Genomic DNA, 14,948 nt, shown 5'->3' with positions numbered 1-14,948 from the left:
AGTAATATTGAACGCACAAGTAGTATATCAAGTGGCTAAAGCACTTCCAAGGGAAGAGCAAAAAGCATTGTTTGAATTACTACAAAAAGAATTTAGCATCAACACACTTCAAATTAAAAAGGTAAAGAAACCTGTTTTAACCAAAGAAGATGCTATTCAATACTTACTAAAGAATGTTTTTAATAAGAAGTAAAAACTAAATTAAAGACTTATTGAGAGATTGGTCTTTTTTTTTGTCTATTTCACAAAACGTTAAATTTTATTCAATTTAACGTTTTATAGCCTCAAAAAGTATAAAATAAACTATGAAGATAAATTGTAAGCATTGTAAAGAAGCTTTTATTAGAAAACGAAGAAATCAACAGTATTGTAGCGCAAGTTGTAGGACCATGGCATGTTATAAAAGAAATCGGTACGAATATGTTTCAGGTAGCTATAAAAAGAATACTGATAAATTAGGTATTATAAAACCCCAAACAACAACTCAACTGGTACCCAAAGAACTAGATTCTAAACTCAACACCCTATTAAAAAAAGAAGAAAAAGTATTTGATACTAAGAGTATGACGAATACGGTTGTTAGTAATTTACTATCAGATACTGCTGTGTATGGAATGAAGAAAATACTCAATCCAAAATCGTTACCTGCTACAAAAGGAGATGTTGAAATGATGTTAATTCAAATTCAAGAACTACAACAATTGTTAAGGTGATTATATAGTTTAAAAACCTTGTTTTAAAAATTCAAAGTTTATTAACTTAAATATTCTTTAATAGAACCATCTGAATAAGTTTCTATTACAAGATTAAAAATATTGCCTTTGATTATTTCACGATTCACTAAATATATTTTCATAGGTATTTTAGTTTTTAATTAAAGGTTTTTTTAGAGGGAGCGGCAACTCCCTCTTTTTTATGCAATTTAAACAATTTTTTAATTCAAAGTTTATTAAATTAGATTGACTGTTAAAGTCAATTGGAATCAAGTAGTGATTCACTTGATTTCTTTAAGCTAGGAGCTGGATAATATCCAGCTCCGTTTTATTCTAATGAATTTTTCTTATCTTTTGAATAGCTTAAAGAATCAAAAATCATGAAAACATTATTAAAATTCCGCAACATTGTGGAGCTTATAGAAGCGTTCCCTACAGATGAAAAATGCAGGGAATATTTAGTTAACCTAAGGTGGGGTGAAAAATCAGTTTGCCCTCATTGCAACCATTCCGATAAAATTTACAATCTGAAAACAAGTAATAAATACAAGTGTTCTTCTTGCAAAAAACAATTTACTGTAACCACTGGTACTATATTTCATCAAACCCACGTAAGTTTAGTTAAATGGTTTGTAGCTTTTTATTTATTTTCTTCACATAAGAAAGGGTTATCTTCCATCCAGCTTTCTAAAGATATTGGAGTAACGCAGAAGACAGCATGGTTTATGTTGCACAGAATTAGATACGCTATGAAAGACAAAAGTTTTAAGCTTTTCGGACAAGTAGAAGTTGATGAAACATATGTAGGCGGTAAAAACAAGAATAGACACTTCAATAAGAAAGTTAGAAATGCTCAAGGGCGTTCAACGAAAGATAAATCTGCCATTTTTGGATTTGTAGAACGTGGTGGTAGAGTAAGAACTATCCATATTAAAAGGTTATCTGGAAAAGGAATGAGAGCTTTACTTAGACATTTTGTCGAAGATACAAGTGTGATTTATTCAGATGAGTTTAGAGTATATAGAGGTTTAAAAGATTCTTTTGAAGACCATTTTGTAGTAAATCATTCTGCTAATGAATATGTTTCAGACCACAAGCATACTAATACTATTGAGGGTTTTTGGAGCCAATTAAAAAGAGGAATATTTGGAGTGTATCACAATACTAGTAAACATTTACTTTATAGATATTGTCAAGAATTTGAGTTTAGATGGAATACAAGACAATTAAGTGAAACTGAAAGATTCTCAAAAGCCATATCCCAAGGTCTTGATGGTAGAATGACTTATGCAATGGCTATAGACAGAAGCAGGAGATGGTAGATTCAGTTATAGTGAAAGAAAACTATAATTATGGCTTTACCACATATTGAAAGAAGAAACGCTATCATTAAGGAACGAATTGAAAATATAAAGAAAGGAATTCCAATACCTTTAGAAAATATTGATTTACATCAAACCAGTAAGGTCAAGAGAGGAGCTTCGGTTGAAGGTCATAGAATACCTAAGCAAAAGAAAGTCCCAAATGCTAAAAATGGGAAACCACCTAAATCAACATAAATAACAGTTATAATAAGAAAAAGGGCTGTCTAAATGGAGACAACCCTTTTAATACAGTAGAGAGTATAATGCTCTTAATTTACCTCAGTGTAGCTAATGAGACTACCTTTGGTATTTACAATTCTTTTATTTACAGTTTAGAGTATCTATTTGCTCTTAATTTACCTAAGTATAACTAATGAGATTAACTTCGGTATTTACAGTTTGTGTTCTTTTCTTAATTTCCTTTCATTAAGAAAATGTTTTTTAAACCACATTCCCTTAGTGACTAAGCTTTTTTAACCATTCCCATGGGCTAAAAAGCTCATTGCTAATATACAAAATGTTCTGAAATAATACATATATTTACAACAGAAAATATTACATATAGCGTAGTTATATTCTTTAGATTCTGAAAACGACCAATTATTCAAGAAACTATCCAAAGAATAGAACAGTCTCTGTGTACCACATATTGGCGTGGTTACTCAGTTACTTTCTAGGATAGTTGGGTGCTTGGTCGTACCTCAGAAGAATGGAATGTTAGCTTTGTTCCACGCTTCTTTTTTACAACTAAAGTTATTAGGAACAGATAACTTCTAATAACTTTAAAAATGAAAAAAGGATTGATAATTTTTGTTCTTATTTGCTCAACCGTAGCATTATCTCAAAACAAAAAAGATGAATTTGGAGATTGGAAATATGAATATGCAGAATATCAAACAAACACCTTTGTAAACTACAAAAACATCAATTGGATAACCAAGCAAAAAGCTAAAGATTGTTTTTTACAAGTTGTAGAGTATAGAAGAACTGGAGAGAATTTAATTGTTTTTGGTTTAGAGGGTGGAAAAATCAAGTATTATTATACAATATTAAGTTTTAAGGAACTGGAAGAGGATAAGGGTTCTTATGTTGCTGAACTTAGAAGTAAAGGAGGAAGAACATTTAGCTATTGGACATTAGTTATAACAGAAGGAGAAAAAGCGGTAATGGTTAGGAATAATGGAAAAGAAAGAAGAGTTTTGTATACAAAGAAACCTTGAGTTAAATCCCAAGGTTTTTAAACTATATAATCACCATTGTTAATTGAAATCAAGTTTAAGAATAAGTATAGGATATTGTAAGCTTCCTCTAATTAGAACTGCTTATTTTTCTAAAATTTCTATAAAGCTATTGTTTTTCATTCTTTTGGAGCTAGCCCCAAAAGAATTAAGTTTTGCAAATCTTACAGGTGGCATTTTACCTAAAGCATCATGCGGTCTGTAATTGTTATAATCTTCTATCCATATTTATGTTTGTTCTCTTACTTGTTCTAGGTTTTCAAAAATATATTTATCAAGTACGCCTCTTAGATAACTACCGTTGAACCTTTTATAAATGCATTTTGAGTAGGTTTTCCTAGCTGTATGTACTTGAATTCTATAGTATGTATCTTGCTCCAGTTTTCGGTTATTTTGGGAATAAACTCTGGGGCATTATCCATTTTTATTTTTTTAGGCTTCCCTTTTTTATTAATAAGGTGATTAAGCACCCATACAATACGATTGCTGGGTAAAAAAAATGTATCTCTATATGTAATACCTCTCTGTTAAAATCATCAATTATGTTAAAAGCTCTAAAGCGTGTTTTGGAGCTACTACATTTACCCGGACAGGTTTTTAAGACTGTTTAATCAAAAATAAATATCTTAAATAATGAACGAATTTAAAGTACTGAATTTAAATCTGAAGCAGTCCGATTAAATTATCAGCGAGAAAATATTAAAGAATTAGCAGATGAGCTAGGAATTCAGGTGCAACGTATTTATAAATGGAGGGCTGGTCAAAAATCAAACCCAGTTTCAAAGGTTAGTACAAAGCCATTACCAGACTCATTGGAAGTAAAACAATTACGCAAAGAACTTAAAGAAAAGAACTAGAGCTTGAGATATTAAAAAAAGCTGTTCCCATCGCTCTTGGAAAAGATGTGAACGGCTTTTTTTAATATTGGAATATGTGTTTTTTTTGAGATAGGCAAAAAATAAAGAAGATTTTTTAGTAATGTGTTGTTTTTGATGGTTTTGTTTTCTATTTTAGATTTGTAAACACAGTGAAAAAATATGGGGGACGTTTTATATTATGCAAAATTATGGTATTCGTAGTGATATAAGGATACCATTTTTTGTTAGAGATACATAAGAATTTAAATATTTATAGATATAAGATTAATTTATAAATATTAAGATAATCTTATGGTTAAGAAATTATGTTCTGTGACTTATTTTTTAATTTTGTGTCTACAAAATTAAAAAAGATCAATTAACTATAAAGTGTAATGTATGAATAAAAAGTACTTTTTTAAAAAACAAATAAGATGTCTGTTGTTTTTTATTTTAATCTTCTTTTACAAAGAAAATTCTTTTTCTCAAGCGACAGTGACAAGTAATCCTACAGCAAATGATATTGCTGCTCAATTACAAACAGCAGGTATAATAATAAGTAATCCTACTATAACTTCTGGTATTTCAAGTCAGTTAGGTGTTTTTTCAAATGGTACTGCAGGAGCAGCTTTGGAATTAGATACTGGAGTAGCATTTACAACTTCGACTATTACAAATGCTTTTTCTACTAACAATTTGACAGCTAACTCTGATAATTTAGGAATATCTTATAATGATATTGATGTAATTAATATTGATAATACTGCTAATAATGACGTTGTAATATTTGAGTTTGATTTTGTTGCACAACCAAATTATTCTGGAGTGTTGGTTGAATATCAATTTGGCTCAGATGAATATCCTGATTATGTAGGTTCTAGGTTTAATGATGTGTTTGGTTTTTTTGTTTCAGATCCTTCAGGTTCGGATCCATCAATACCTAATGGAGTGGATTTGAATAGTAATGGGCTTTATGATGGTTTAGAGGAACCTTCCCTAAATTTAGCTTTAGTTCCTGGTACTACTAATTCTGTGTCAATAAATAACATCAATGGAGGTTTTAGAGGATGTAACCAAGATGGAACCGCTGCTGATTTAACACAAACAGCATTATATATTAATAATGGGCATACAGGTGATGGAAGTACTTGTAGTACCAATACAGGAACTAAGCCTATTCATGTTGAGTTTAACGGTATAACACAAAAGTTTTCTGCGGTGATTAATTTGATTGTAGGAGTTACTTATCACATGAAAATAGCTATTGCTGACGTTGGAGATGCTACTTATGATTCTGGGGTTTTTATCTCTAGTGTTGGAGGATTACCTATAATAACAACAAGTAACGATTCTGGTTCTACTACTACCTTGGGAGGAGTTGCAGTAACTAATGTTTTGTTAAATGATACAGTTGGAGGGGTGGTAAATCCTTCAGTTAGTAATGTAGAATTAGCTCAGATTAGCTCTACTAACGCAGGTGTTTCTCTTAATACAGCTACTGGGGAGGTAATCGTAGCTCCTGGAACTCCTGTAGGGGATTATACTTTAGTTTATAATGTTTGTAAACCTTCACCTACTAACTGTAGTTCTTCTTCAGTATTGGTTTCAGTTTTACCGGTTATAGATGCGGTAACAGAGACTACTACACCAGTGAATGGATTACCAGGAGGAACAACTTCTACATTAACAGCGAATGATACATTAAATGGGTCACCAGTAACAGTAGGTACAAACCCAGGAGATGTAACAGTAACACCAGTAACAGTTCCAACAGGATTGACATTAAATTCGGATGGAACAGTAACAGTGGCGGCAAATACACCAGCGGGAAGTTATAATGTAGAGTATACAATTTGTGAGGTAAACAATCCTACTAATTGTGATACAATAACTTCTGTAGTAGAGGTAAGTGCACCGGTTATAGATGCGGTAACAGAGACTACTACACCAGTGAATGGATTACCAGGAGGAACAACTTCTGCATTAACAGCGAATGATACATTAAATGGGTCACCAGTAACAGTAGGTACAAACCCAGGAGGTGTAACAGTAACACCAGTAACAGTTCCAACAGGATTGACATTAAATTCGGATGGAACAGTAACAGTGGCGGCAAATACACCAGCGGGAAGTTATAATGTAGAGTATACAATTTGTGAGGTAAACAATCCTACTAATTGTGATACAGTAACTTCTGTAGTAGAGGTAAGTGCACCGGTTATAGATGCGGTAACAGAGACTACTACACCAGTGAATGGATTACCAGGAGGAACAACTTCTGCATTAACAGCGAATGATACATTAAATGGGTCACCAGTAACAGTAGGTACAAACCCAGGAGATGTAACAGTAACACCAGTAACAGTTCCAACAGGATTGACATTAAATTCGGATGGAACAGTAACAGTGGCGGCAAATACACCAGCGGGAAGTTATAATGTAGAGTATACAATTTGTGAGGTAAACAATCCTACTAATTGTGATACAGTAACTTCTGTAGTAGAGGTAAGTGCACCGGTTATAGATGCGGTAACAGAGACTACTACACCAGTGAATGGATTACCAGGAGGAACAACTTCTGCATTAACAGCGAATGATACATTAAATGGGTTACCAGTAACAGTAGGTACAAACCCAGGAGATGTAACAGTAACACCAGTAACAGTTCCAACAGGATTGACATTAAATTCGGATGGAACAGTAACAGTGGCGGCAAATACACCAGCGGGAAGTTATAATGTAGAGTATACAATTTGTGAGGTAAACAATCCTACTAATTGTGATACAGTAACTTCTGTAGTAGAGGTAAGTGCACCGGTTATAGATGCGGTAACAGAGACTACTACACCAGTGAATGGATTACCAGGAGGAACAACTTCTGCATTAACAGCGAATGATACATTAAATGGGTCACCAGTAACAGTAGGTACAAACCCAGGAGGTGTAACAGTAACACCAGTAACAGTTCCAACAGGATTGACATTAAATTCGGATGGAACAGTAACAGTGGCGGCAAATACACCAGCGGGAAGTTATAATGTAGAGTATACAATTTGTGAGGTAAACAATCCTACTAATTGTGATACAGTAACTTCTGTAGTAGAGGTAAGTGCACCGGTTATAGATGCGGTAACAGAGACTACTACACCAGTGAATGGATTACCAGGAGGAACAACTTCTGCATTAACAGCGAATGATACATTAAATGGGTCACCAGTAACAGTAGGTACAAACCCAGGAGATGTAACAGTAACACCAGTAACAGTTCCAACAGGATTGACATTAAATTCGGATGGAACAGTAACAGTGGCGGCAAATACACCAGCGGGAAGTTATAATGTAGAGTATACAATTTGTGAGGTAAACAATCCTACTAATTGTGATACAGTAACTTCTGTAGTAGAGGTAAGTGCACCGGTTATAGATGCGGTAACAGAGACTACTACACCAGTGAATGGATTACCAGGAGGAACAACTTCTGCATTAACAGCGAATGATACATTAAATGGGTACCAGTAACAGTAGGTACAAACCCAGGAGATGTAACAGTAACACCAGTAACAGTTCCAACAGGATTGACATTAAATTCGGATGGAACAGTAACAGTGGCGGCAAATACACCAGCGGGAAGTTATAATGTAGAGTATACAATTTGTGAGGTAAACAATCCTACTAATTGTGATACAGTAACTTCTGTAGTAGAGGTAAGTGCACCGGTTATAGATGCGGTAACAGAGACTACTACACCAGTGAATGGATTACCAGGAGGAACAACTTCTGCATTAACAGCGAATGATACATTAAATGGGTCACCAGTAACAGTAGGTACAAACCCAGGAGATGTAACAGTAACACCAGTAACAGTTCCAACAGGATTGACATTAAATTCGGATGGAACAGTAACAGTGGCGGCAAATACACCAGCGGGAAGTTATAATGTAGAGTATACAATTTGTGAGGTAAACAATCCTACTAATTGTGATACAGTAACTTCTGTAGTAGAGGTAAGTGCACCGGTTATAGATGCGGTAACAGAGACTACTACACCAGTGAATGGATTACCAGGAGGAACAACTTCTACATTAACAGCGAATGATACATTAAATGGGTCACCAGTAACAGTAGGTACAAACCCAGGAGATGTAACAGTAACACCAGTAACAGTTCCAACAGGATTGACATTAAATTCGGATGGAACAGTAACAGTGGCGGCAAATACACCAGCGGGAAGTTATAATGTAGAGTATACAATTTGTGAGGTAAACAATCCTACTAATTGTGATACAGTAACTTCTGTAGTAGAGGTAAGTGCACCGGTTATAGATGCGGTAACAGAGACTACTACACCAGTGAATGGATTACCAGGAGGAACAACTTCTACATTAACAGCGAATGATACATTAAATGGGTCACCAGTAACAGTAGGTACAAACCCAGGAGATGTAACAGTAACACCAGTAACAGTTCCAACAGGATTGACATTAAATTCGGATGGAACAGTAACAGTGGCGGCAAATACACCAGCGGGAAGTTATAATGTAGAGTATACAATTTGTGAGGTAAACAATCCTACTAATTGTGATACAGTAACTTCTGTAGTAGAGGTAAGTGCACCGGTTATAGATGCGGTAACAGAGACTACTACACCAGTGAATGGATTACCAGGAGGAACAACTTCTACATTAACAGCGAATGATACATTAAATGGGTCACCAGTAACAGTAGGTACAAACCCAGGAGATGTAACAGTAACACCAGTAACAGTTCCAACAGGATTGACATTAAATTCGGATGGAACAGTAACAGTGGCGGCAAATACACCAGCGGGAAGTTATAATGTAGAGTATACAATTTGTGAGGTAAACAATCCTACTAATTGTGATACAGTAACTTCTGTAGTAGAGGTAAGTGCACCGGTTATAGATGCGGTAACAGAGACTACTACACCAGTGAATGGATTACCAGGAGGAACAACTTCTGCATTAACAGCGAATGATACATTAAATGGGTCACCAGTAACAGTAGGTACAAACCCAGGAGATGTAACAGTAACACCAGTAACAGTTCCAACAGGATTGACATTAAATTCGGATGGAACAGTAACAGTGGCGGCAAATACACCAGCGGGAAGTTATAATGTAGAGTATACAATTTGTGAGGTAAACAATCCTACTAATTGTGATACAGTAACTTCTGTAGTAGAGGTAAGTGCACCGGTTATAGATGCGGTAACAGAGACTACTACACCAGTGAATGGATTACCAGGAGGAACAACTTCTGCATTAACAGCGAATGATACATTAAATGGGTCACCAGTAACAGTAGGTACAAACCCAGGAGATGTAACAGTAACACCAGTAACAGTTCCAACAGGATTGACATTAAATTCGGATGGAACAGTAACAGTGGCGGCAAATACACCAGCGGGAAGTTATAATGTAGAGTATACAATTTGTGAGGTAAACAATCCTACTAATTGTGATACAGTAACTTCTGTAGTAGAGGTAAGTGCACCGGTTATAGATGCGGTAACAGAGACTACTACACCAGTGAATGGATTACCAGGAGGAACAACTTCTGCATTAACAGCGAATGATACATTAAATGGGTCACCAGTAACAGTAGGTACAAACCCAGGAGATGTAACAGTAACACCAGTAACAGTTCCAACAGGATTGACATTAAATTCGGATGGAACAGTAACAGTGGCGGCAAATACACCAGCGGGAAGTTATAATGTAGAGTATACAATTTGTGAGGTAAACAATCCTACTAATTGTGATACAGTAACTTCTGTAGTAGAGGTAAGTGCACCGGTTATAGATGCGGTAACAGAGACTACTACACCAGTGAATGGATTACCAGGAGGAACAACTTCTGCATTAACAGCGAATGATACATTAAATGGGTCACCAGTAACAGTAGGTACAAACCCAGGAGGTGTAACAGTAACACCAGTAACAGTTCCAACAGGATTGACATTAAATTCGGATGGAACAGTAACAGTGGCGGCAAATACACCAGCGGGAAGTTATAATGTAGAGTATACAATTTGTGAGGTAAACAATCCTACTAATTGTGATACAGTAACTTCTGTAGTAGAGGTAAGTGCACCGGTTATAGATGCGGTAACAGAGACTACTACACCAGTGAATGGATTACCAGGAGGAACAACTTCTGCATTAACAGCGAATGATACATTAAATGGGTCACCAGTAACAGTAGGTACAAACCCAGGAGATGTAACAGTAACACCAGTAACAGTTCCAACAGGATTGACATTAAATTCGGATGGAACAGTAACAGTGGCGGCAAATACACCAGCGGGAAGTTATAATGTAGAGTATACAATTTGTGAGGTAAACAATCCTACTAATTGTGATACAGTAACTTCTGTAGTAGAGGTAAGTGCACCGGTTATAGATGCGGTAACAGAGACTACTACACCAGTGAATGGATTACCAGGAGGAACAACTTCTGCATTAACAGCGAATGATACATTAAATGGGTCACCAGTAACAGTAGGTACAAACCCAGGAGATGTAACAGTAACACCAGTAACAGTTCCAACAGGATTGACATTAAATTCGGATGGAACAGTAACAGTGGCGGCAAATACACCAGCGGGAAGTTATAATGTAGAGTATACAATTTGTGAGGTAAACAATCCTACTAATTGTGATACAGTAACTTCTGTAGTAGAGGTAAGTGCACCGGTTATAGATGCGGTAACAGAGACTACTACACCAGTGAATGGATTACCAGGAGGAACAACTTCTGCATTAACAGCGAATGATACATTAAATGGGTCACCAGTAACAGTAGGTACAAACCCAGGAGATGTAACAGTAACACCAGTAACAGTTCCAACAGGATTGACATTAAATTCGGATGGAACAGTAACAGTGGCGGCAAATACACCAGCGGGAAGTTATAATGTAGAGTATACAATTTGTGAGGTAAACAATCCTACTAATTGTGATACAGTAACTTCTGTAGTAGAGGTAAGTGCACCGGTTATAGATGCGGTAACAGAGACTACTACACCAGTGAATGGATTACCAGGAGGAACAACTTCTACATTAACAGCGAATGATACATTAAATGGGTCACCAGTAACAGTAGGTACAAACCCAGGAGATGTAACAGTAACACCAGTAACAGTTCCAACAGGATTGACATTAAATTCGGATGGAACAGTAACAGTGGCGGCAAATACACCAGCGGGAAGTTATAATGTAGAGTATACAATTTGTGAGGTAAACAATCCTACTAATTGTGATACAATAACTTCTGTAGTAGAGGTAAGTGCACCGGTTATAGATGCGGTAACAGAGACTACTACACCAGTGAATGGATTACCAGGAGGAACAACTTCTGCATTAACAGCGAATGATACATTAAATGGGTCACCAGTAACAGTAGGTACAAACCCAGGAGGTGTAACAGTAACACCAGTAACAGTTCCAACAGGATTGACATTAAATTCGGATGGAACAGTAACAGTGGCGGCAAATACACCAGCGGGAAGTTATAATGTAGAGTATACAATTTGTGAGGTAAACAATCCTACTAATTGTGATACAGTAACTTCTGTAGTAGAGGTAAGTGCACCGGTTATAGATGCGGTAACAGAGACTACTACACCAGTGAATGGATTACCAGGAGGAACAACTTCTGCATTAACAGCGAATGATACATTAAATGGGTCACCAGTAACAGTAGGTACAAACCCAGGAGATGTAACAGTAACACCAGTAACAGTTCCAACAGGATTGACATTAAATTCGGATGGAACAGTAACAGTGGCGGCAAATACACCAGCGGGAAGTTATAATGTAGAGTATACAATTTGTGAGGTAAACAATCCTACTAATTGTGATACAGTAACTTCTGTAGTAGAGGTAAGTGCACCGGTTATAGATGCGGTAACAGAGACTACTACACCAGTGAATGGATTACCAGGAGGAACAACTTCTGCATTAACAGCGAATGATACATTAAATGGGTTACCAGTAACAGTAGGTACAAACCCAGGAGATGTAACAGTAACACCAGTAACAGTTCCAACAGGATTGACATTAAATTCGGATGGAACAGTAACAGTGGCGGCAAATACACCAGCGGGAAGTTATAATGTAGAGTATACAATTTGTGAGGTAAACAATCCTACTAATTGTGATACAGTAACTTCTGTAGTAGAGGTAAGTGCACCGGTTATAGATGCGGTAACAGAGACTACTACACCAGTGAATGGATTACCAGGAGGAACAACTTCTGCATTAACAGCGAATGATACATTAAATGGGTCACCAGTAACAGTAGGTACAAACCCAGGAGATGTAACAGTAACACCAGTAACAGTTCCAACAGGATTGACATTAAATTCGGATGGAACAGTAACAGTGGCGGCAAATACACCAGCGGGAAGTTATAATGTAGAGTATACAATTTGTGAGGTAAACAATCCTACTAATTGTGATACAGTAACTTCTGTAGTAGAGGTAAGTGCACCGGTTATAGATGCGGTAACAGAGACTACTACACCAGTGAATGGATTACCAGGAGGAACAACTTCTACATTAACAGCGAATGATACATTAAATGGGTCACCAGTAACAGTAGGTACAAACCCAGGAGATGTAACAGTAACACCAGTAACAGTTCCAACAGGATTGACATTAAATTCGGATGGAACAGTAACAGTGGCGGCAAATACACCAGCGGGAAGTTATAATGTAGAGTATACAATTTGTGAGGTAAACAATCCTACTAATTGTGATACAGTAACTTCTGTAGTAGAGGTAAGTGCACCGGTTATAGATGCGGTAACAGAGACTACTACACCAGTGAATGGATTACCAGGAGGAACAACTTCTACATTAACAGCGAATGATACATTAAATGGGTCACCAGTAACAGTAGGTACAAACCCAGGAGATGTAACAGTAACACCAGTAACAGTTCCAACAGGATTGACATTAAATTCGGATGGAACAGTAACAGTGGCGGCAAATACACCAGCGGGAAGTTATAATGTAGAGTATACAATTTGTGAGGTAAACAATCCTACTAATTGTGATACAGTAACTTCTGTAGTAGAGGTAAGTGCACCGGTTATAGATGCGGTAACAGAGACTACTACACCAGTGAATGGATTACCAGGAGGAACAACTTCTACATTAACAGCGAATGATACATTAAATGGGTCACCAGTAACAGTAGGTACAAACCCAGGAGATGTAACAGTAACACCAGTAACAGTTCCAACAGGATTGACATTAAATTCGGATGGAACAGTAACAGTGGCGGCAAATACACCAGCGGGAAGTTATAATGTAGAGTATACAATTTGTGAGGTAAACAATCCTACTAATTGTGATACAGTAACTTCTGTAGTAGAGGTAAGTGCACCGGTTATAGATGCGGTAACAGAGACTACTACACCAGTGAATGGATTACCAGGAGGAACAACTTCTGCATTAACAGCGAATGATACATTAAATGGGTCACCAGTAACAGTAGGTACAAACCCAGGAGATGTAACAGTAACACCAGTAACAGTTCCAACAGGATTGACATTAAATTCGGATGGAACAGTAACAGTGGCGGCAAATACACCAGCGGGAAGTTATAATGTAGAGTATACAATTTGTGAGGTAAACAATCCTACTAATTGTGATACAGTAACTTCTGTAGTAGAGGTAACGGGGGCGCCAATAATTGCAACGGATGACTTAACCCCAATTAATTTGTCAAATGTAAATGGATTTACAGGAGGGGTTGCAGGAGATTTAACAGTGAATGATACATTAAATGGAATATTAGTTAATGATAGTGATATTATTATAAATGTAGTTGATGATGGAGGCTTAATTGGTGTTACAATAGATGCAGAAGGTAATTTGATTGTTCCAGCAAATACACAGGAAGGGGTTTATGTTATTCAGTATCAAATATGTGAGGTCTTAAATCCTGGTAATTGTGATACTGCAGAAGCAATTGTAATTGTAGAACCAGATAACGACGGAGATGGAATTGTAGATGCCTTAGATTTAGATGATGATAACGATGGAATTTTAGATGTTGATGAAGGAGATGGATCTGTTGATACTGACGGAGACGGAATTCCAGATAGTTTAGATTCTGATAGTGATAATGATGGAGTACCAGACGTAATAGAAGGAAATGATGATAACGGAGATGGAATTCCAGATGTACTTCCTTCTGGAAATGATACCGATGGAGATGGAATAGACGATTCTTATGATCCAGACAATGGAGGAGATCCAGTTGATATTCCTGATTCTGATGGAGATGGAATTCCAGATTATCAAGATACCGATGATGATAATGACGGAATTGATACCATGGATGAAGGTCCAGGAGATGGAGATCCAACAACAAATGATGCTTTAGATACAAATGGAAATGGTATTCCAGATTATTTAGATTCAGATACCAACCCTTGTGGAACTCCGTACAATATTTTAACTCCAGATGGAGATGGAGATAATGATGTATTCTATATTTCTTGTATTGACAGTCTGGAATATCAAAACAATTCAGTTGAAATATTTAATAGATGGGGTAATACTGTTTACAAAGCATCAGGCTATAATAATGAAGACGTTGCTTTTAGAGGTATTTCAAACGGAAGAGCGAATATAAATGTTGATGAAAAATTACCTTCAGGAACTTATTATTATGTCATTGATCTCGGAGACGGGTCTAAACCTAAAGTAGGATGGTTATATATTAACAGATAAAAAAATA

Annotated in this window: 7 protein-coding genes and 2 pseudogenes; 8 read left to right on the top strand and 1 reads right to left on the bottom strand. The window is 36.3% G+C overall.

The window, feature by feature from the left end; all coding sequences use genetic code 11:
- The first annotated feature begins 7 nt into the window (after window positions 1–7).
- The 5 genes from D6T69_RS00075 (at window position 8) to D6T69_RS00055 (ending at window position 3,297) form a co-directional block, all read left to right on the top strand.
- Window positions 8–193, top strand: coding sequence for a hypothetical protein (locus tag D6T69_RS00075; RefSeq protein ID WP_121146204.1), 186 nt, complete (start codon window positions 8–10; stop codon window positions 191–193).
- 112 nt (window positions 194–305) lie between these two features.
- Entirely contained in the window at window positions 306–713 is a 408-nt protein-coding gene (locus D6T69_RS00070; RefSeq protein ID WP_121146203.1) for a hypothetical protein, read from the top strand.
- 410 nt (window positions 714–1,123) lie between these two features.
- On the top strand, window positions 1,124–2,035 hold the full coding sequence (locus D6T69_RS00065) for an IS1595 family transposase (protein WP_164506662.1): 912 nt from the start codon (window positions 1,124–1,126) through the stop codon (window positions 2,033–2,035).
- Between the two features lie 30 nt (window positions 2,036–2,065).
- Window positions 2,066–2,272 (top strand): hypothetical protein, encoded by a 207-nt coding sequence (locus D6T69_RS00060; RefSeq protein WP_121146201.1) that lies wholly within the window; start codon window positions 2,066–2,068, stop codon window positions 2,270–2,272.
- Between the two features lie 593 nt (window positions 2,273–2,865).
- On the top strand, window positions 2,866–3,297 hold the full coding sequence (locus D6T69_RS00055) for a hypothetical protein (protein ID WP_121146200.1): 432 nt from the start codon (window positions 2,866–2,868) through the stop codon (window positions 3,295–3,297).
- A gap of 102 nt (window positions 3,298–3,399) precedes the next feature.
- Here D6T69_RS00055 and D6T69_RS00050 read toward each other — a convergent pair.
- Window positions 3,400–3,886: pseudogene (locus tag D6T69_RS00050) on the bottom strand (integrase core domain-containing protein); the annotation flags it as partial.
- A gap of 88 nt (window positions 3,887–3,974) precedes the next feature.
- On the opposite strand from D6T69_RS00050, the pseudogene D6T69_RS16210 reads away from it, so the two are divergent.
- From D6T69_RS16210 to D6T69_RS00035, 3 genes and pseudogenes are all read left to right on the top strand, one after another.
- Window positions 3,975–4,172 (top strand): annotated as a pseudogene (locus D6T69_RS16210) (transposase); the annotation flags it as partial.
- 399 nt (window positions 4,173–4,571) lie between these two features.
- On the top strand, window positions 4,572–7,691 hold the full coding sequence (locus D6T69_RS00040) for a choice-of-anchor L domain-containing protein (protein ID WP_164506661.1): 3,120 nt from the start codon (window positions 4,572–4,574) through the stop codon (window positions 7,689–7,691).
- Window positions 7,692–7,747: 56 nt separating this feature from the next.
- On the top strand, window positions 7,748–14,941 hold the full coding sequence (locus tag D6T69_RS00035) for a gliding motility-associated C-terminal domain-containing protein (RefSeq protein WP_125065872.1): 7,194 nt from the start codon (window positions 7,748–7,750) through the stop codon (window positions 14,939–14,941).
- The last annotated feature ends 7 nt before the right edge of the window (window positions 14,942–14,948 follow it).

It is taken from the genome of Tenacibaculum singaporense (assembly GCF_003867015.1).
GTDB lineage: Bacteria > Bacteroidota > Bacteroidia > Flavobacteriales > Flavobacteriaceae > Polaribacter > Polaribacter singaporensis.
The sequence above is the reverse complement of the archived record's forward strand: the minus strand, read 5'-3'. Positions and strand labels throughout refer to the sequence as shown.

Excerpts from the sequence above, each read along its gene's own strand:
- D6T69_RS00060 (WP_121146201.1), top strand. The coding sequence starts at position 2,066 with ATGGCTTTACCACATATTGAAAGAAGAAACGCTATCATTAAGGAACGA.
- D6T69_RS00040 (WP_164506661.1), top strand. The coding sequence starts at position 4,572 with ATGAATAAAAAGTACTTTTTTAAAAAACAAATAAGATGTCTGTTGTTT.
- D6T69_RS00070 (WP_121146203.1), top strand. The coding sequence starts at position 306 with ATGAAGATAAATTGTAAGCATTGTAAAGAAGCTTTTATTAGAAAACGA.
- D6T69_RS00055 (WP_121146200.1), top strand. The coding sequence starts at position 2,866 with ATGAAAAAAGGATTGATAATTTTTGTTCTTATTTGCTCAACCGTAGCA.